We start from the raw sequence: 18,881 nt of genomic DNA, 5'->3' as shown, positions 1-18,881 counted from the left end.
AGCGGCAATGTTCTGGAAGAAAAAGCAGTTCCAAGTAGATCTGCAGGATGACATCCCTTTAAACACTCCTATTGATGATCTTACTTATATCGTGTTAGATACAGAAACAACGGGTCTTGCCCTGCAATCAGGCGATCGGTTAATTGAACTGGCCGGTGTAAAGATCCAGAGCCTCAACGTCCAGGAAGAACAAACCTTTCATACCTATATTAATCCAAACAGGAAAATTCCTGAGCAAATAAAACAATTAACCGGGATAACCGACCACAACGTTACAGGAGCTCCAAATTCGGCAGATGCTATAAAAGCGTTTTTTCAGTATGTGGAAGATAGCCATGCAGTAAGCCTGGTCGGCCATTACGTCTCATTCGACAATCTTGTTTTTAAAAAAGAATTGCAGCTTGAAGGATATCGCTTTAGCCCGCCGACAACGCTGGATACACTTGAACTCCTGAGCTTTTTATACCCTGCAAAGCAAATTAAGGACCTGGAAGAGTATGCGATCGATTTTGGAACAAGGATTTATGACCGGCATACTGCGCTTGGTGACTGCATGACTACTGCATACCTGTTTTGCGAACTTGTATACCGGCTCAAAGAGAAAGGTTTAGGAACATGGGGTGATCTTTTAAAAGCGGGGGAAATCAATAAGAGGATATAAAATCATCGTGAAATAAGGATTAAATTACTATCTTTTTAACCATCCACAAAATGGTATCTTCCCAACTTGCCGGCAAAGAAGTATACTTAATTGAATTTACAAAATATTTGAAAGACGAGGGAACGGAATGGATTTTAACAGGTTGGAGGATAAGATTAAGAAACTGGAAGCTTACGCTGATAAAAATCCTGGAGCTTATCGGTTTCGTGTAGGATTGCTGGCATTTCTAGGTTATTTTTACGTGCTCTTTATTTTAGCGGCAGCATTGTTTTTACTGGGAATCAGTATCTTTTACATCATTGATTCTGGATTCTCTTTTGGGAGTGCAAAGGTAGTCTTAATTACAGGATCTCTTTCATTTATTCTTTTCAGGGCATTATGGGTGAAACAATTTGAACCCGAGGGGTATGAGTTAAGCCGTGAAGAGGCTCCTTCCTTGTTTGAAATGGTTGATAAACTAACAAAAGAACTGCATACCGCAACGATCCATAAAATTGTGCTCGAATCTCGCTATAATGCTGCTATGGCACAGGTGCCAAGGTTAGGTGTTCTGGGATTTCATAAAAATATATTGATACTTGGCTTTCCTTTGCTCTTGACGCTTTCGAAAGAACAGGTAACTTCTGTTATAGCTCATGAGTTAGGACATTTACGGGGGAAAGACTCTAAATTCAGCGGTTGGATTTACAGGGTGAGAGAGTCCTGGTTCAGAACAATAGAATCGTTTCAGGAAGACGACTTTTATTACAAGGTATTATTTAAAAAATTCTTTAATTGGTACCTGCCTCAATTAGACGCGTATTCGTTTATTTTGATGCGAAGAGAAGAGTATCTTGCTGATGCTGCTGCGGCCAGAGTTACTTCCAGTAAAATTACAGCAGAAACTCTGTGTGACATTCAGATTAAGGCTCCATATTTTTATGAGAACTATTGGAATGAAATTTATGATCAAGCGAAACAGCATAACACCAGCCCTAAACCATATTTGCATCTAACCGCTTCAATAAACAAAATACCAGAACAATATCATAAAGATTATTTGAACTTAGCCCTAAAAGATAAAACAGGCTATGGAGATACCCATCCATGCTTACGTGATAGGCTAGCATCATTAGGAGAAAAAGTTCAAACTTCCGCAAAACTTGAAAAAAGTGCAGCAGAGGAATTCTTTGCTAAGCCGGATGAAATTGTGGATGCTTTTGATGTGGATTGGTGGGAAACAGCTAAGGAAGATATAGAAGCAAGGTTTGAATATGAAAAAGATGCTAAAGTACGCTACGAAAAACTTCAGGGAAAAGCTTTGCTAACTGTAGACGAAAAAATTGAAAAAGCTAATATTACTCGTAACCTTGAGGAGTTAGAAAAGGCAATGCCGCTATATGAAGAACTCCTGCCAGAGAAGGAAGCAAATGAAAACCCTGTATTTCTATATGCGATCGGTACAGCATATCTTGAGTTGGAAAATAGTAAAGGAGTTGAATACTTACGTAAATGTATTTCGATGGATTGGGAATTAAAGCTAGACAGCCTGGAAGCGGTCGGTGACTTTTATTACAAACACAACCTTGAAGAAGACTTAGAAAGTATTGTGCAGGAAAGGGAAGAATGGATCGCTGTATTAGAAGCTTCCGCTGAAGAATCAGAAATCGTAACAGAGGAAGATGAATTTGAGGGCTGTAATATTGACCAAAAAGTGGTTCTTGAATTGGTGGAAGGGTTAAAAGAAATTTCACAAATAGAGGAAGCTTTTCTTGTACAAAAGAAACTGTCAACTATTCCTGATAAGCCCTGTCACATACTGGGTTTTAAACTAGAACCTAATGATTCCGTTAAGCCCGAAAAGTATTGGCAAGAAATATTTGAGGAATGCGATGAAAAATTAGCAGTTCCTTTCAATACGACATTCACTGTTTTATTGCCTGATGAAGTTGTAACAGAAAAAATCACATCTATAAAAAGTGCACAAATTTATCAAAAACAGGTTTTGGCTGAAAAGTTGTCTTAACTAATAAAAATGGCGTACAAACAGAAATAGGTTTGTACGCCATTTTTATTAGAAGAAATAGTAAGTACTTGCTTAACTAATACTCCCGCGCCATCTGAATATTCGCTATAAGATGTACTTAAAACATAGCCGCCTTTGTATGTTAACAATATCTTTGTGAATCAAAAGCATTTTACATCACAAAAACAAATTTCCCTTCAACTTATCCTTTTACACAAAAATTCAAATAAATCCCTTGTCCCTCTTGACTTTTTGGTATATAACTCATTCTCCCTTAATAAAATGTTACAAAACTTAGTAATTGAGGGGCAGAGGTGAGAAGTTGTGGTAAGGCTTCGAAGTGTTTTTTGCGCACATTTAATTGACACCTAGATGAGCGACTCGATGAGTTACTTCGTAGCGTGATCACTGAAAAGTCTCATTTCGCATCTCTCACATCCAATTTAGGGAGGCGAGTGGTGTGCACGATTACATCAAAGAGCGAACCATCAAGATAGGTAAATACATCGTGGAGACGAAAAAAACGGTGAGGGTTATCGCCAAGGAATTTGGAGTTTCAAAAAGCACTGTTCACAAAGACCTGACTGAACGACTTCCTGAGATCAATCCAGACCTGGCAAACGAAGTGAAAGATATTCTGGAGTATCATAAATCGATCCGCCATCTACGTGGTGGAGAGGCAACAAGAATAAAATATCGAAAGGACTCTGAGAAGGAAGAACAACCCGCCGTAAAATAAAGTTCTAAAAAGCGACAAATTTTTCTAAAAGAATCTCTTCCCTTGCAGAAAATTATGCTACAATATATAAATGGATATAATATGCATACTAGGACACTCTACCATAGATGAACTGATGTAATACAGGGAGGAAAAGGAATGTTTTCTCGTGATATAGGAATAGACCTTGGTACAGCGAATGTACTAATCTATGTCAAAGGAAGGGGCATTGTGTTAAACGAACCTTCTGTTGTCGCTATTGATACGAATACAGGGAGAGCGCTTGCTGTTGGTGAAGAAGCAAGGCAGATGGTTGGCCGGACACCTGGAAACATCGTTGCGATTCGTCCGTTAAAAGACGGCGTTATTGCAGATTTCGATATTACCGAAGCCATGCTAAAACACTTTCTGAACAAGATCAATGTGAAAGGATTTTTAGCAAAACCCCGCATTTTAATCTGTACACCAACCAATATTACTTCCGTTGAGAAGAAAGCCATCAAGGAAGCTGCCGAGAAGAGCGGCGGTAAGCAAATTTTCTTAGAAGAAGAACCAAAGGTCGCTGCAATCGGTGCCGGAATGGATATCTTCCAGCCAAGCGGAAATATGGTTGTGGACATAGGCGGTGGAACGACTGATGTCGCAGTTCTTTCAATGGGCGATATTGTCACCGCCTCTTCCATTAAGCTTGCAGGGGACAAGTTTGACCAGGAAATTACGGATTATATTAAGAAAAAGTACAAGCTATTGATCGGGGAACGAACAGCAGAACAGTTGAAGATCAATGTGGCAACGGTATTTCCAGGGAGTCGGTATGAAGAGATGGACATCCGGGGAAGGGATATGGTTTCCGGATTGCCTAAGACAGTTACGATCAATTCAACTGAAATTCAGGAAGCGCTTGAGGAATCTGTCGCATATATTGTGCAAGCGGCAAAGAGTGTACTTGAAAGAACACCGCCTGAGCTTTCGGCTGATATTATCGACCGCGGTGTCATTTTAACCGGTGGCGGAGCTCTTCTGCATGGAATAGAACAATTATTCTCAGAAGAATTGATGGTTCCTGTGATGGTAGCGGAAGAACCGATGTCCTGTGTTGCAAAAGGAACTGGATTGATGCTTGAGCATATGGATAAAATTGCCCGCAAAAAGCTGGGTTAAGTTGGACAAGCAAGGGGTAAACATTTAATAGGCCTTTAGTCTTGTTTATTATTCGAGGGTGTTAATATGAACGAAAAACAAGAATTACAAAATGAACAAGTGAATAATTCCGTTGAAGATCAACCAAAGTCACGAGAAGAAAAGAAAACGAAATCTCAAGGAGAGAAAAAGCCGAGGATTCGTTTAATTCCAATCTGGCTTCGTGTTATTGTTGTGATTGTTTTACTTTTCATAAGTCTTGCTGCTGGTGCCATGATCGGATACGGTGTTATAGGGGAAGGCGATCCGCAGGATGTCTTCCATAAAGAAACATGGCAAAAAATCGTTGATATCGTGAAAAAGGAAAAATAAACTTAAAAAGTGAAGACTTTGTTAGAATAGTAAGAGGGACAACGCTCCCTCTTTTTCTGTACATAATTATAAAAATGACTGGAGGAAATTACATGTTAGATACACAGCAAATCAAAGAAATCATACCGCATCGCTATCCATTCTTGTTAGTGGACCGCATCCTGGAAGTAGAAGAAGGTAAAAAAGCGATCGGCATTAAAAATGTCTCAGCGAATGAAGAGTTCTTCAATGGCCATTTTCCAGATTATCCTGTTATGCCAGGCGTACTGATCGTGGAAGCTCTCGCTCAGGTCGGTGCAGTTGCGATGCTAAAAAAAGAAGAAAACCAGGGACGCCTCGCCTTCTTCACGGGCATAGATAAGTGCCGTTTCAAAAAGCAAGTGAAGCCTGGCGACCAGCTTCGTCTTGAAGTGGAGATGACGAAAGTTCGCGGTCCGATGGGTAAAGGAAAAGGAATCGCTTATGTAGATGGCGAAGTGGCTTGCGAAACGGAGATCATGTTTGCTTTAGGCGATAAAAAAGAATAGCTAATGGAGCCAGCCGTTACTTTCGGCTGGCTTTTGTGTTGCCGGAATGCGGCATTCTGAAACCTGGCTGGAGATTCATTATTTCGCTCGTATTCTTGACTGTTTGACAATAAAAGTTTTTCCTGACAGTATTTCGATCCATTCGGATAACAAAGTTAAAATTTACCCAATAAACCTCTGCTGTCTTGTGAATTCTTAGGTACCTCCTCAGACCACTTACAATTCTATTCTTGACGGTTATAATCCCATAACGCTATCAATTTAGAAAAACTTATTGTTTTGTTAACTACCTAAAGCCTGTGTTAAGAGTCGGTAAATTTGCACCATTTTTTTCATTCGGTTGATATGCTCTAAGTGACCGCAACCATTGATTATAGGGCGGTCTTAACACAATCTATGACAGGGGAGTGTTGACAAAAATGAAAAGGGATTTTCTTTTTAAAGTTGCTGTTTCGCTCTTAGGGATTTTGTTGATGACCGCATGAACGGGAAAGAAGGTAATATCGAAGAATTCAATGCAAAAAATAACAGTGGTCAGGGTTTGATCAAGACCTCCAAGAATAACGAAATTTTTGTTGAAAGTGAAGCAATGAAATTTTTAAGTCAATGGGACTGGTCTCAAACAAAGCAAGAAGTCTAATTAAAAGAATCTAACGTTCAAACTCAAAAGGTCTCTGGTTGGATTCAGGTTGATCACTTATTGTAGCAACAAAACGGATAATAGTGGCGTTAACACTAAAAATACTGACAATACAGGGCATAGAAAATAGCGGAGAATAAAAAAATAAAATATAGAACTACCCCGTTTCATATTTCTGAAACCGGGGTAGTTCTATATTAGATACATATTTAGGTGGTTTTGTTCATTATCAAGAACAAAAAGGCGTCCAATTTGATTTTTCTTTGATCATAACTGGCTATAAAAAGGTATGCAACTTTAATGAGAGTGTGTGCATTATAACAACAAAAAAGGAGGAGATATGATGAAGTTCGTTCGTTATATAATTCTTTTCTTGCTTGTAGGAATCTTTATTTATAAAAGTAATTTGGTACAAGTAGGTGATGAGAGGCGAGTGTTGGGAAAAGATATGACGGAGACAGTGCATTTTGATGTTCTTAATAGTGAAATTGAAAGTGTGAATGCTTCAAAAGCAGATATAAGAAAAGGCTTTTCAACAAATGGTACCAATTTCGATCTTACCGTTACAAATGATGTAGTGGATAACGAAAAATGGAAGCTGGTCTGGCATGATGAATTCAACGCTAAAGAGCTTGATCAAACCAAATGGAATAAAGTGTTTTGGGAATCAGAAAAAAATGAAGAACTACAATATTACATTCCTGAGAACGTTTTTGTAAAAGATGGATTTCTTCAATTGAAAAGCGACGATAAAAATTATAAACATAAACCTTATACCTCTGGTGCAGTTACAACAGAAGATAAATTTACTTTTAAATATGGAAAGCTTGTAGTCAGGGCTAGATTACCTGTTGGAAAAGGAATGTTTCCGGCAATTTGGACACTCCCTGCAACCTCAAACGGACTTCCAGAAATAGATGTGATGGAAAATCTGGGGCATAAGCCGGAAGAATACTGGGCGGTAATGCACTGGTATGATGAAAATGGGAAAAAGAAGAGAGCCTACAATACCTATAAAGGGCCTGATTTCTCAAAGGGACTTCACACCTTTTCTATTGAATGGAGTCCAAAGAAAGTAAAATGGCTTGTCGATGAACAAGTGACTTTTGAAACCGAAGAATTCTCTCCTGATGTACCGATGTTTTTGTATTTAAACACTGCAGTGGGTGGAGAATGGCCAGGTAATCCTGATCAAAAGACAGAATTTCCTCAACTATATAAAATTGACTATGTCAGGTTTTATAAGCAAATAAAATAAGACATCCCTGTTCGTTCTTAATAAAATGTTTAATAATCTTAATATCGGTAAATACTGCAACTTTGTTCTTAATAAGGAACATGATGGATTGCGGAAAAGTAAGAATAGGAGGATAAACATTGCTAAAGAAGTTAACAATCTGGTTATTTACTAATTATAACTATAATAGTGCTGCTACCCAAAAAGAAGAGAAAAAGCAACAATTTATCTTTCAAGATATAAACGGTGAAAGAAGGTCAAAAATTAAAGATTACTCTCTTTTTTCCATGGTATGCCTGGTGGCACTAATAATGATGATTGGTCTTAGTATCACGAGAACGCCACATTTAAATGCACTTGGTCTTGAACATGGAATGGTTACACCGGTCAATGAACCGGTAGAAAAAATAGACGACTGGAATAATGAGAGTACCAGTATATTAAAAAAGAGAGTAGAAAAACCGCTATTAATACAGGACAATGATACTTACGGATTTTATTATGAAGGTGATAATAAAAAACACTTTATTAAAAATATGGATAGCATAGGTTCTGTAATACCAGATTGGTTTCAGCTGGAGAACGATTTATCGATCACGGTTACACCCGACAAAAAAATAGACAATGCTGCTAAAAAGAAAGGTGTAGAAATCATACCCAGTCTGAGACCTGGATCAGAAAAGGCATTACATAACATGCTATCCACTTCCAATACGAGAGTAGCTTTCATTAAAAAGTTAGAGATGGCAGTTAAGGAAAACGGTTATAACGGAATTAATATAAATTTCGAAGGGGTTAACAGGGACGATCAAAAAAAATTAAAGGATTTTTTTAAAGAACTATATACATTATTCCACACGTCAAACCTTAAAGTTACCCGGAGCGTCCAGATGGATAGCATAAGCAGTGATATCGAATCTTTAGCTGATTATACGGACAGAACAATTGTTCACATGACCAACCAGCATAACAATACAACTATAAGAGGCCCTCTTGCTGCACAGGGATGGTTTATAAGTAAATTAAATAATTTGGACATTCCTCCAGATAAATTAGTGATCAGTTTAAGAAATGAAGGGTATGATTGGAACGAAACAACAGGCGGCCAGGGGGAAAGTGTTACTTACTCCAAACTAATGGAAATGAGTAACGAATTCCATCTGCAGATTCAGTGGGATAAAGAATCTTATAATCCTTATGTTCGGTACCGGAAAAATGGAGAGGATCATATTATGTGGTTTCTTGACGCTGCTACTTTTTTAAACCAGGTAAAAGCGGCAAAAGAGTTCGGTGTCAGCGGAATCGCTCTTCAAAATTCAGGAACCGAGGACCCGGGAGTATGGAAAATACTTAAACAACCGAACAAGTTGAATAAAGTGATTGAACAAATGGAATCGATAGATAGAGGATTGGCTGGCAGATCAGAAGGCGAAGGAGAAATTGTAAAAATAAAATCTACAGAAAAGAGTGGCAGCCGAAATTTTGAGATTAATGATGGTATTATTTTAAGAGAAAGGTACAGTGATTTGCCATCACCGGTGGTTGTCAAACGATACGGAAAAGCAACAGGTAAGCAGGTTGTCCTCTCCTTTGACGACGGTCCAAGCGCGGAGTACACACCAAAAGTTCTGGATATTCTTAAGAAGTATGGTGTTAAAGGTTCTTTCTTCGTGGTCGGAGAAAATGCAGTGGCTAATCCAAACGTTTTAAAGCGTATCGTAGATGAAGGGCATGAAATTGGTAATCATACTTACAGCCACGCTCGACTGGCAAAAGACAACATGGAAACAAAGCTAGAGCTTAACTCGACACAGCGAGTTATCCAAAAGTTCACTGGTGTATCTACAAATCTTTTCCGTCCCCCTTATACGCCTGATATTGGCCCATCTACTAAACCGATCGGCCATGTAGTCAAAGCTCAGGAGATGGGGTATTACCTGGTAGGTTCCTTAATTGATCCCCGGGACTGGGAAGCTGATTCAACAAAAGAAATTGTCGATGGAGCCATGGATGAAATAAACAACGGTAATATTATCCTGTTACATGATTCAGGTGGAGATCGCTCGCATACTATTGAGGCACTTCCTATCATAATCGAAAAGCTAAGGGAAAAAGGATATACCTTTGTATCGATCGGTGATCTTATCAATAAAAAAAGAGAGGAAATGATGCCTCCGGTAAAAGAAAAAGAATCGTCGTTAAATTATGTGACAGCAGTCGGGACTTTCTTTCAGGTTAAATTTTCTAAAATAATGACAGGTTTGTTCTCTCTACTTATTGGAATCGGGATCATTCGGCTAATCATCTTATTTATTTTCAGCTATAAGCAAAAGATAAAAGGAAAGACTAGTAAACTTATACCCGATAAAACAGATTCTACGGTAAGTGTAGTGATAGCTGCATTTAACGAAGAAACAGTAATTGGCCAGACAATTCGCTCCATTTTAAAAAGCACCTATAAAAATCTTGAAATTATTGTCGTAGATGATGGATCAAAAGATAGCACAGCAAAAGTGGTGACAACTGAATTTGGAGAAGATAAAAGAGTACGTTTAATCCAAAAGCCCAACGGAGGAAAATCCTCTGCAGTGAACCGGGGATTCAAAGAATCGTCAGGTGATATTGTTATTACAATCGATGCAGACACGATACTATCAAAAAATGCCATATCACAATTGGTGCGCCATTTTGAAAACCCATTGGTAGGAGCTGTTTCAGGAAATGTAAAAGTAGGAAATGTTAGAAACTTACTAACACTGTCACAGCATATTGAATATGTAACTGGTTTTAACCTGGAAAGGCGAGCATTCAGCAAGCTTAACTGTGTAACGGTAGTCCCTGGTGCGGTAGGGGCATGGAGAAAGCAAGCAATTCAAGAGGTTGGCTTTCTTGATGATGACACACTGGCAGAAGATGCTGATATAACAATTAAACTACTGAAAAAAGGATATCAGGTTGCATATGAAGAAAACGCCCTGGCTTTTACCGAAGCACCAGAGGATCTGCGAAGCTTTATGAAACAACGGTTTCGCTGGTCGTACGGAATGCTGCAATGCTTATGGAAACACAAAGATTGTTTATTTAATAAAAAAACTAAATCGCTTGGGTTTATCGGAATGCCCAATGCATGGTTTTCTTATATTCTCCAGGCAGCATCACCATTAATGGGCTTATCCATCCTGGTTGGATTATTACAGGGTTCATCGAAGTTGTTCATCTATTTTGGAATCTTTTTGCTAATAGACTATATCGTTACTTTTTATTCCTTTAAGCTTGAAAAAGAAAAAACAAAGCCTTTATTCCTTCTATGGTTACAAAGAACAATCTATCTTCCGTTTATGACTTTAATCGTGTGGAAGGCCTTCTTCTTTGCAGCATGGGGAGTATTGGTAGGCTGGAACAAATTACAGAGGTCCGGAAATGTCGATGAAAGAACACAAGGGGAACAAAAACATGTACGACCATTCGCAAGAGAAGTATAGAAGTAGGTCTCTGGACAAGTTTTCTTTTGTTCAGAGGCTTTCTTTACAACAAAAAGATAACCCTATAATAATCGGGTTATCCCAGTAAAAGAGATTTATTTCTTAAAACAAGATGATCATTTTAATTAGAAATTCTTTAAACAAGCAGTCTTTAAAAATAACCTGACCTCGTTAACGGAAAATCCTGCCTCCTTAGCCTTTGTAATTAAAATTATCCATTCTTTGTCTAACTTTTCTGTTGGCGATTGAACATTCATTCTTATCCCTCCCGAAGAAATTTATTCCAGGTAGCTCAGCCATCCTAGCAGATGCCGTAGATCTGTAACTTTGCGTCCCTGCTTTTCAGCCGGTTTGCCTTTTTCTGGAGGGTAATATACAAAGTTCTAAAGTACTAGTTCAAAATTTTATAATAGTATATCAGTACTATCTATTCATCAAATACCCAAAAAGTCACTCTATAAACCATCAAACGATCATGATTTTGTAAGTTAAATCCATTTTTGTTAAAGAATATAGATTAAACTCAGATAAAAATGACAAAATAAATGTTATTTTTAGAAAATTTAAGAAAATGGAAGAATAGAAAAGAAAATTGGAGGTAATGTTCGTTTAACAGAACATAAACATGTAATATGCCGTTTTATAAATATGGAAAAAAATTCTATAGTATAATAAATATTCTTAATAAAGAACATCAGAAGATTTAAATTGACTTTAAGAAAATTGAGGAGGAATTGGAATTGAAAGTAGCGGTTCCTGAAAAACTAGATCAAGAATGGGTTTACTTAATGAAAGTAGCTAGGGATGCCGGTTTATCTGTCGAGGATGTAAGAGACTTTATAAAATACCATAACGAAGGAACCGTGAAATAAAATCTTTGATAAAGCCCAGTTTAATTAAACAGGGCTTTTTTGCTTTTCAAGAAATGAATTTGATAGTATAATAAATTTGTGTTCTTTAATAAGAACAAAGTTGGTATATTATTGATTTTTTATGGTTGGTTCACGTTCTTTAATTAGAACGACATTATCTTGCAATATTAAATACGGAGCATAATCGTTTCACATTATCTTTAAAGGCGGTTTGCCGATGGTAGTTCATTTGGGAATAAATATAAAAACAATAAGAAAATCGAAAGGAATATCACTATCTAAGCTTGCTGAAAGGTCCAATATATCGAAAGGACACTTAAGTGCTATTGAAAATAACGAAACAAACCCTTCCATACAGGTAATACGCAAAATTTCCAACATACTGCAGGTACCTGTTGAAATTATTTTAAGTGAGAAATCTTCCGAGCTGGATGATGAATGGATTGCTTTGATTCAAGAAGCAAAATCAATGGGACTAGAAAAATCTGAAATAGAAAACTTTATTTTATTTACCAAATGGAAACAAAAGGAGGAGAGAGGAATTGATTAAACTTAATGATAAAGTTTTCGTAACTTCTATATTGGGAAAGAAAATCAAAATGGTAGGTGTAGAAGATAATAGATGTGAATTATACATTGATGGAACTATGAAGGGGTTATGTCCTTTTGATTATACATTGATGCAAATTAACTTACTGGAAGAGAGAGAACAGGAAATTAAGCAATTAATAAAAGACGACCAAAAATTAGAACTCACCGAAATCATAAAAAATCAACGTATTCTCTAAAAAGTAGGTGTGAAAACTTTTATGACGATCTCAAAGATAATTGAATCGACAAGGATTAAAACCATTAAATATATATTAGTTTATTTAGGAATTCTTAACTTACTGGATGGTATATTGACCTATTTTGGAATACAGAACTTTTCAATACAAGAACTGAATCCGCTTATGGAATCACTTTACAAAAGCAGTCCTCTTTCTTTTATTACTTTAAAACTATTTCTTTCTATTCTTTTATTCACGATTGCATTAAAAGGAAAGCATCCCATCCGAAAACCTGTAAGTTATTTAGTTTATTTCGCAGCGTTCGCCTACAGTATTGCCTTCTGTTTACATAGTATATGGATATTTTATTTACTGGTTTAACCCTCAAACAAAAAAAAAGAGCCGTAGCTCCTTTTTGGATTTCCTATTCATGAATGTCTATTGGTTAGTATTTTTACTCCGCCATTTGTTAAACTCTAAAAATTCTTTAAATTGTTCCTTACTTACACCTGATTCCATTGCTTCCTTTACAAGGCCTTTCCATTCCTGGTCAAGTTCATTTTCCTCGATGTCTGTTTCATTTTGCAGCAGTGTCTCTACTGAAACATTCAATACTTTTGAAATTTTTTCGAGAAATTGAATTGAGGGGTTGGATTGGATATTTCTTTCAATGGAACTAAGATATGATTTGGCTACACCTGCACGTTCAGCGAGTTCGGATAGAGAGAGTCCTTTGCGTTGGCGATACATTTGAACTTTTGCACCAATCATGTTTGTTCCCCTCCTTCTTCTAGCAGTTAACAATATTATATCAATACTAGAATCGTTCAGTAAAGAGAACAAACGAAAAAAGTTCTAAACAAGTCGAAATGCCTACGATTTTTGATTACCCTTTTTTAAGAAATCTTTGATCTCATCAACTGACAATCCTAAATCTCTCGCTATCATCATTAAATTGACCCATTCCATGTCGAGCTTTTCATTGGTATGTACGTTCATACTGTACAGGCCCCTCCCATAATGTATATATTGATCCAGGAAGACCAGCCACCTTAGCAGATTTGCCTTAGATCTGTGCCTTTGCGTCCTTATTTTTCAATAAGTTTGCCCTGAGCTGGAGAAGATAACAAATTTAGAAACATATACCATTTAATGTTACTATTATAATAGTCCAAACTTCCTGAAAAGGTTGTTCTTTTTTGCGAAAAACTGGTTGTTTTTTTAGCTGTTTTTGTCAAACGGAGAGAAATTAAGGTATTACAAATTAAAATGTAAGTTAATAAATGTCTTGTTGAGAAAAATTTGACGTTAGATGGAAAAATCATTACACTTTATTTAGAAGATTTTCTAAACGTCTAACAAAAGGGATGCAAAAAAATGAATGATACTTTTAAAGCATTAGCTGATGGGACTCGCAGACAAATCATTCAACTTCTTAAAGAAAAAGATATGACTGCAGGTGAGATTGCAGAACATTTTAACATTAGCAAGCCAAGCATTTCCCATCATTTAAATTTGTTAAAACGAGCTGAAATTGTAATCGATGAACGAAAAGGCCAATTTATATACTATTCATTGAATACGACAGTCTTCCAGGATCTTGTAGGATGGTTCCTGCAGTTCAAGGATGGAACAAAAGGGGGAGAGGAAAAATGAATTTCACAAAATGGGATAAGCTACTCCTCATCATAATTGGGTTAAGTGTAGTACCAGGGATCATTTTATACGGCCAGCTACCGGACCAGATTCCTACACACTGGGGAATGAATGGAAAGCCAGATGGCTATTCTTCAAAAGAATTTGGTGTTTTCTTTTTTCCAATACTAAATTTGGGCCTGTTTTTTCTTATGCTATTTTTGCCCAGTATCGATCCTAGAAAAGGTAATTATCAAAAATTCCGTGGTGCATATACAATTTTCCGGTGGGTGTTTCATCTCTTTTTAATGGGAACTTATTTCCTCGCTCTCTATAGTGCTTATCAGGAAAGCATAGGTGAAACAGCAATTAATCCAGGAAAATTTGTACTCCCTGGTATGGGAATACTATTTATAGTCCTCGGAAACTACATGGGAAGGTTTCGACATAATTATTTTGTTGGAATTCGAACCCCATGGACTTTGGCCGATGAGCGGGTGTGGCATAAAACACACCGTCTTGGGGGAAAACTGTTTGTTATGGCGGGAATAATTGTATTACTTGGTGCTTTTGTAGAAGGTTTTGTTCAGATCTTTTTTGTAATTGGACCGCTGCTTGGGGTTAGTTTGTTTTTGTTTGGGTATTCTTTTTTTCAATATAGAAAGATAAATTCTTAAGGGCCGGGAGCTTTGCTTCTGGCTTTATACTTTTATAGGTTCCTGATACTTCTAAACCAGTCAAATATTATCTGAAAGTTCACGAAATTAATTGACACAACTTTTCTATGATGGTACTTTAGTTACGAGTTGTTCTTTATATAAAACAAAATAGCATTGTATTCTGATTTAAATAACTATATTAGCAAACTCAAAATGCTAAAATTTAATTTGAGGGTTTAGGTCATTAAAATAAACAAATTGTAGTATTAATACATAAAGGAGGACTTCAGGAGTAGATCACCGAATCTACAATTTGAATAAGGAACTAATTTCTAAGGAATTTGCAGCGGTTGATGAAAGCATCACAGAAGTTTCCTGCATATGAGTAAAGGTTTTTTTAAAATCAGGTTGACTTGTTCTTTATATAGAACTAAAATAAGGATTATAAATAAATGTATTGGATATTTTTCGACGGTCGTTTCATATAAAGAACGAAAACCAATATTTTAAAAGCAGGTGATCACTTGAGTAATCCATCTCATCAACCAAATAATAATTCAGTGGAAGAAGAAAAGAAGAAGGAAATTGATTTAAAAGAACTGTTCAGCATTCTTAAAAAAAGAATATGGATTGTTGTTCTGATAACTGCTATTTTCACTATCCTAAGTGCTTTCTATAACAACTTAACATACAGTCCTTTATACCAATCTTCTTCCCGTATGTTAGTTAAAGCGCCACCTGAATTGATGAAAACATTAACCGTAATGATGAAGGAGCCTATTATTCTAGGAAAAGTTGTTGAAGAATTAAAGTTAAATAGATCACCAGAACAACTTTCAAGTCAGATTTCTGTGAATAGTATTGAAGGTTCACAGATTTTAACAATCTCTGTAATTGATTCTAACGGGCCATTAACTGCTAAAATCGCTAACGCAACTGCTGAGGCTTATAAAAGCGAGATCCCTAAACTTATTGACTTTAATGACTTTGAAGTATTATCCACCGCAAATGAACAGAGAAGTTGGTATCCAATAAATGATACTTCTAAGAGAAATAACATTGGGGCATTTATTTTTGGGTTAATTATCTCAATAGGATTGGTCTTCTTTCTTCATAGCTTAGATGACACGATAAAATCTGAACGAGAGATTGAAAAACTTTTAGGGGTATCTGTAATTGGAAGTGTTCCAAAAGCAAATAAGCGATTGCTCGGCAAAAAGAAAAACCAAAAAAATGTAACATTAAGAGGTGAATCTGTTGGCTCGTAGTGATAGCAGTACAATTTCAAAATTTCTAAAAAAAAGTGTAGTGATAACTGAAAATCCAAATTCAGTTATCGCTGAACAGTTTCGTACGTTAAGAACAAACCTCCAATTTATTTCTAAGACAAAAGAATTACGATCACTAATTGTGACATCTCCTAGTTACGGAGAAGGTAAAACTACAACCTCAGTTAACCTGGCAATATCAATTGCTGAGCAGGGGAAAAAGGTGTTAGTAGTAGATGGAAACTTAAGAAATCCTGGTGTTCATGCATCTTTCAAATTAAAAAATTCTCTAGGACTAACCAACGTTTTGTTGGGAGAAACGACTTTTAAAGAAGCGATTAATCGTACTGAGATTGGTAGGCTTGATGTAGTTACTAGTGGTACATTGATTGCTAGTCCTTCAAAATTAATAAAAGCCGATACAATTTCAAATATCATCGAAGAGTGCCTGGAAGAATATGATCTCGTGATTTTTGATGCTCCCCCGGTACTTGAAGTATCAGATACTAATATTATTTCTAATTTATTTGATGGTGTAATACTTGTGATATGTCAAAATAAAACAAAAAGAGATGATGCTATAGAGGCAAAGAGAATGCTTGAAATGGCAGAAGCTAACTTAATAGGTATCACTTTGAATAAAAAAAGATAACGTTGTATAACTTCGTTCTTAATAATGAACATGGTGATGTCTCCTTACCTTTATCAATGGAAACACTCGGTCATGCTGTGGGTTGAAAGAAACCTTAGATGCCAGTCGTCGAAGGTGTGACGTGAGGTCGGGTTTAATGCCCTATTTATTTTAAAAGTAGTACAAATACAAAATTGAGCAAAGTTGTATTTGTACTACTTTTAAATCATTGAAAAACAGGAGGGATGAAGAAGGTGAAGGAATTAGACAACTATCCAAAGTCATTGACTAAAGCCATTCGCTATATTAAACAAGATGCTCCACCGGATAAGTTAAAAGAGATTCAAAAAATAGTCAATTATGCGATTGAGAAGAGAATGACCAATGCAAAATAACTTTTACTCTATTAATGAGAGGAGGGATAGTCGTGACATATAACCAGAGGTTATCACTTTTAATAGTAATGGACTCGTTGATAGTTATTACAGCAATCTTTTTTGGAAGATTCTTAGTCAATGCAGATATTCATGTAGTCACAATGCCGATCATTCTAAGTTCTATCACACTCTTGATCAGCCATCATTTTTTTGCATTTATTTATAAGTTATATAAAAAAGCCTGGGAATATGCCAGCGTAGGAGAATTAATTATTATTATTAAAGCAATTACGTTTTCAATTTTTACTGCCGGTTTAGTACAAGCAGTGTTCCTCCAGGATATTTATTTAAGACTCCTTGCAGTGACCTGGATGCTTCACATGTTTTTAATTGGGGGTTCGAGATTTTTTTGGAGGATATATCGGGATGCATTTATGAACCAGAATAAGAGTAAAAAAAGAACACTGATAATAGGTGCTGGAGCAGCAGGAACAATGATTGTTCGGCAACTTTTAAATAATAAAGATGCCGAACTAGTTCCGATTGCATTTATAGATGACGATTTTAAAAAGCAAAGCCTGGATATATTCGGGGTTCCAGTAATTGGTGGAATAAGTAAAATCGAAGAGGTTGTTAGGAAACTTGCAATAGAAAATATTATCATTGCAATTCCTTCACTTAAAAAGAAAGAGTTAAATGTTATCTTTGAGGAATGTTCTAAAACGAATGCCAAAACTAAAATTCTTCCAATGTTAGAAGATTTGATTACAGGTAAAGTTTCAGTTAACCAGTTCCGAGATGTAGAAGTGGAGGATTTACTCGGAAGGGATCCTATACAGATGGATATTAATTCCATTTCAGAATATGTTACCAATAAAACAGTATTAGTAACAGGTGCAGGCGGTTCAATCGGATCTGAAATATGTCGACAAATTTCAAATTATAATCCGAAACAATTGGTTTTATTAGGTCATGGTGAAAACAGCATCTATTCAATTGAATTGGAATTAAAAGATACTTTTAGGAATACTCCAATTAATTTCACTACTGAAATTGCAGATATACAGGATGATCAAAAGATGATGGACGTTATGAAAAAATATAAACCGGAAGTTGTTTATCATGCTGCTGCCCATAAGCATGTACCTTTAATGGAGCGTAATCCAGATGAAGCCGTAAAGAATAATCTTAAGGGAACCCTCAATGTAGCAGAAGCTGCAAGTTGGCATGGTGTTGGAACTTTTGTCATGATTTCTTCCGACAAAGCTGTTAATCCGACAAGTGTTATGGGAGCAACAAAACGACTTGCTGAAATGATTATTCAACACATGGATAAAACGAGCCAAACGAAATTCGTAGCTGTTCGTTTTGGTAACGTGCTTGGTAGTAGAGGGAGCGTTATTCCTATTTTTAAAAAGCAAATTCAAAAAGGTGGCCCTGTAACTGTTACACACCCTGATATGGTTCGGTACTTTATGACCATTCCGGAAGCCTCTAAACTTGTAATTCAAGCCGGAGCACTCGCTAAAGGAGGAGAAATATTTGTCTTAGATATGGGTGAACCGGTTAAAATAGTAGATCTTGCTAAAAACTTAATAAGACTCTCTGGAAATACGATCGAAGACATCGGTCTAAGATTTACAGGAATGAGGCCAGGTGAAAAACTTTTTGAAGAACTGCTAAATGAGGATGAAGTGCACGAAAAACAGATATATCCAAAAATATATATTGGAAAGACATCAGAACTACATATAGAACAGATTCAAGAGATCATTACAAACTATTCTAGAATTGATTCCAACTTACTAAGAGAAAGGTTAGTTAATCTAGCTAACAATAAAGTAGTCCAAATGGTGAAAGTATCAAGTTGAAAAGGAGAGAATTATC

21 protein-coding genes and 2 riboswitches are annotated in these 18,881 nt (G+C 36.4%); of the genes, 18 read left to right on the top strand and 3 right to left on the bottom strand.

Features of this window, described 5'->3' with window-relative positions; translation table 11 throughout:
- Positions 1-7: 7 nt before the first annotated feature.
- From FCL54_RS18530 to FCL54_RS18495, 8 genes are all read left to right on the top strand, one after another.
- Entirely contained in the window at positions 8-661 is a 654-nt protein-coding gene (locus FCL54_RS18530; protein ID WP_138128425.1) for a 3'-5' exonuclease, read from the top strand.
- A 127-nt stretch (positions 662-788) separates the two neighbouring features.
- On the top strand, positions 789-2,666 hold the full coding sequence (locus tag FCL54_RS18525; protein WP_138128424.1) for a M48 family metallopeptidase: 1,878 nt from the start codon (positions 789-791) through the stop codon (positions 2,664-2,666).
- A 460-nt stretch (positions 2,667-3,126) separates the two neighbouring features.
- A complete protein-coding gene (gene spoIIID, locus FCL54_RS18520) occupies positions 3,127-3,405 on the top strand; it encodes a sporulation transcriptional regulator SpoIIID (protein ID WP_138128423.1) in 279 nt (92 codons plus the stop codon).
- A gap of 138 nt (positions 3,406-3,543) precedes the next feature.
- Positions 3,544-4,545 (top strand): rod shape-determining protein, encoded by a 1,002-nt coding sequence (gene mreB, locus FCL54_RS18515; RefSeq protein WP_138128422.1) that lies wholly within the window; start codon positions 3,544-3,546, stop codon positions 4,543-4,545.
- Positions 4,546-4,611: 66 nt separating this feature from the next.
- Positions 4,612-4,896 (top strand): DNA-directed RNA polymerase subunit beta, encoded by a 285-nt coding sequence (locus tag FCL54_RS18510; RefSeq protein WP_138128421.1) that lies wholly within the window; start codon positions 4,612-4,614, stop codon positions 4,894-4,896.
- 92 nt (positions 4,897-4,988) lie between these two features.
- Positions 4,989-5,423, top strand: a complete 435-nt coding sequence (fabZ, locus tag FCL54_RS18505; RefSeq protein ID WP_138128420.1) for a 3-hydroxyacyl-ACP dehydratase FabZ — start codon at positions 4,989-4,991, stop codon at positions 5,421-5,423.
- Positions 5,424-6,406: 983 nt separating this feature from the next.
- Entirely contained in the window at positions 6,407-7,321 is a 915-nt protein-coding gene (locus tag FCL54_RS18500; protein ID WP_171016922.1) for a glycoside hydrolase family 16 protein, read from the top strand.
- Between the two features lie 119 nt (positions 7,322-7,440).
- Positions 7,441-10,782, top strand: a complete 3,342-nt coding sequence (locus FCL54_RS18495; protein ID WP_138128418.1) for a trifunctional glycoside hydrolase family 18/polysaccharide deacetylase/glycosyltransferase family 2 protein — start codon at positions 7,441-7,443, stop codon at positions 10,780-10,782.
- Between the two features lie 125 nt (positions 10,783-10,907).
- Here the strand turns inward: FCL54_RS18495 and FCL54_RS18490 are convergent, their stop codons facing one another.
- Positions 10,908-11,039 (bottom strand): anti-repressor SinI family protein, encoded by a 132-nt coding sequence (locus FCL54_RS18490; RefSeq protein ID WP_138128417.1) that lies wholly within the window; start codon positions 11,037-11,039, stop codon positions 10,908-10,910.
- 26 nt (positions 11,040-11,065) lie between these two features.
- Positions 11,066-11,148: riboswitch (cyclic di-GMP riboswitch) on the bottom strand.
- Positions 11,149-11,522: 374 nt separating this feature from the next.
- On the opposite strand from FCL54_RS18490, the gene FCL54_RS18485 reads away from it, so the two are divergent.
- The 4 genes from FCL54_RS18485 (at position 11,523) to FCL54_RS24855 (ending at position 12,805) form a co-directional block, all read left to right on the top strand.
- A complete protein-coding gene (locus FCL54_RS18485; RefSeq protein ID WP_138128416.1) occupies positions 11,523-11,654 on the top strand; it encodes an anti-repressor SinI family protein in 132 nt (43 codons plus the stop codon).
- Between the two features lie 217 nt (positions 11,655-11,871).
- On the top strand, positions 11,872-12,204 hold the full coding sequence (locus FCL54_RS18480) for a helix-turn-helix domain-containing protein (protein WP_138128415.1): 333 nt from the start codon (positions 11,872-11,874) through the stop codon (positions 12,202-12,204).
- Entirely contained in the window at positions 12,197-12,442 is a 246-nt protein-coding gene (locus FCL54_RS18475) for a hypothetical protein (RefSeq protein ID WP_138128414.1), read from the top strand. The genes FCL54_RS18480 and FCL54_RS18475 overlap by 8 nt, the downstream gene beginning before the upstream one ends.
- A 21-nt stretch (positions 12,443-12,463) precedes the next feature.
- Positions 12,464-12,805, top strand: coding sequence for a DUF5658 family protein (locus tag FCL54_RS24855; RefSeq protein WP_425467150.1), 342 nt, complete (start codon positions 12,464-12,466; stop codon positions 12,803-12,805).
- Positions 12,806-12,862: 57 nt separating this feature from the next.
- On the opposite strand, the gene FCL54_RS18470 is transcribed toward FCL54_RS24855, so the two are convergent.
- Together FCL54_RS18470 and FCL54_RS18465 are read right to left on the bottom strand one after the other, a co-directional pair.
- Entirely contained in the window at positions 12,863-13,195 is a 333-nt protein-coding gene (locus FCL54_RS18470; RefSeq protein ID WP_138128413.1) for a helix-turn-helix domain-containing protein, read from the bottom strand.
- A 102-nt stretch (positions 13,196-13,297) separates the two neighbouring features.
- Positions 13,298-13,423: an anti-repressor SinI family protein gene (locus tag FCL54_RS18465; RefSeq protein WP_138128412.1), complete on the bottom strand. Its 126-nt coding sequence runs from the start codon at positions 13,421-13,423 to the stop codon at positions 13,298-13,300.
- Positions 13,424-13,458: 35 nt separating this feature from the next.
- Positions 13,459-13,543: riboswitch (cyclic di-GMP riboswitch) on the bottom strand.
- Positions 13,544-13,801: 258 nt separating this feature from the next.
- Between FCL54_RS18465 and FCL54_RS18460 the strand changes: the two genes are divergently transcribed.
- From FCL54_RS18460 to FCL54_RS18440, 6 genes are all read left to right on the top strand, one after another.
- Positions 13,802-14,080, top strand: a complete 279-nt coding sequence (locus FCL54_RS18460; RefSeq protein WP_138128411.1) for an autorepressor SdpR family transcription factor — start codon at positions 13,802-13,804, stop codon at positions 14,078-14,080.
- Positions 14,077-14,736 (top strand): SdpI family protein, encoded by a 660-nt coding sequence (locus FCL54_RS18455; protein WP_171016921.1) that lies wholly within the window; start codon positions 14,077-14,079, stop codon positions 14,734-14,736. Before FCL54_RS18460 ends, FCL54_RS18455 begins: the two co-directional genes overlap by 4 nt.
- 506 nt (positions 14,737-15,242) lie before the next feature.
- Entirely contained in the window at positions 15,243-15,986 is a 744-nt protein-coding gene (locus FCL54_RS18450) for a YveK family protein (RefSeq protein ID WP_171016920.1), read from the top strand.
- A complete protein-coding gene (locus tag FCL54_RS18445) occupies positions 15,976-16,638 on the top strand; it encodes a CpsD/CapB family tyrosine-protein kinase (protein ID WP_171016919.1) in 663 nt (220 codons plus the stop codon). Before FCL54_RS18450 ends, FCL54_RS18445 begins: the two co-directional genes overlap by 11 nt.
- A gap of 233 nt (positions 16,639-16,871) precedes the next feature.
- A complete protein-coding gene (locus FCL54_RS24130; protein WP_171016917.1) occupies positions 16,872-17,012 on the top strand; it encodes a hypothetical protein in 141 nt (46 codons plus the stop codon).
- A gap of 32 nt (positions 17,013-17,044) precedes the next feature.
- On the top strand, positions 17,045-18,865 hold the full coding sequence (locus tag FCL54_RS18440) for a polysaccharide biosynthesis protein (protein ID WP_138128407.1): 1,821 nt from the start codon (positions 17,045-17,047) through the stop codon (positions 18,863-18,865).
- The last annotated feature ends 16 nt before the right edge of the window (positions 18,866-18,881 follow it).

It is taken from the genome of Exobacillus caeni (assembly GCF_005747095.1).
Classification (GTDB): domain Bacteria; phylum Bacillota; class Bacilli; order Bacillales; family Guptibacillaceae; genus Exobacillus; species Exobacillus caeni.
Note: the sequence above shows the minus strand (reverse complement) of the source record. Positions and strands in the feature narration are given on the sequence as shown.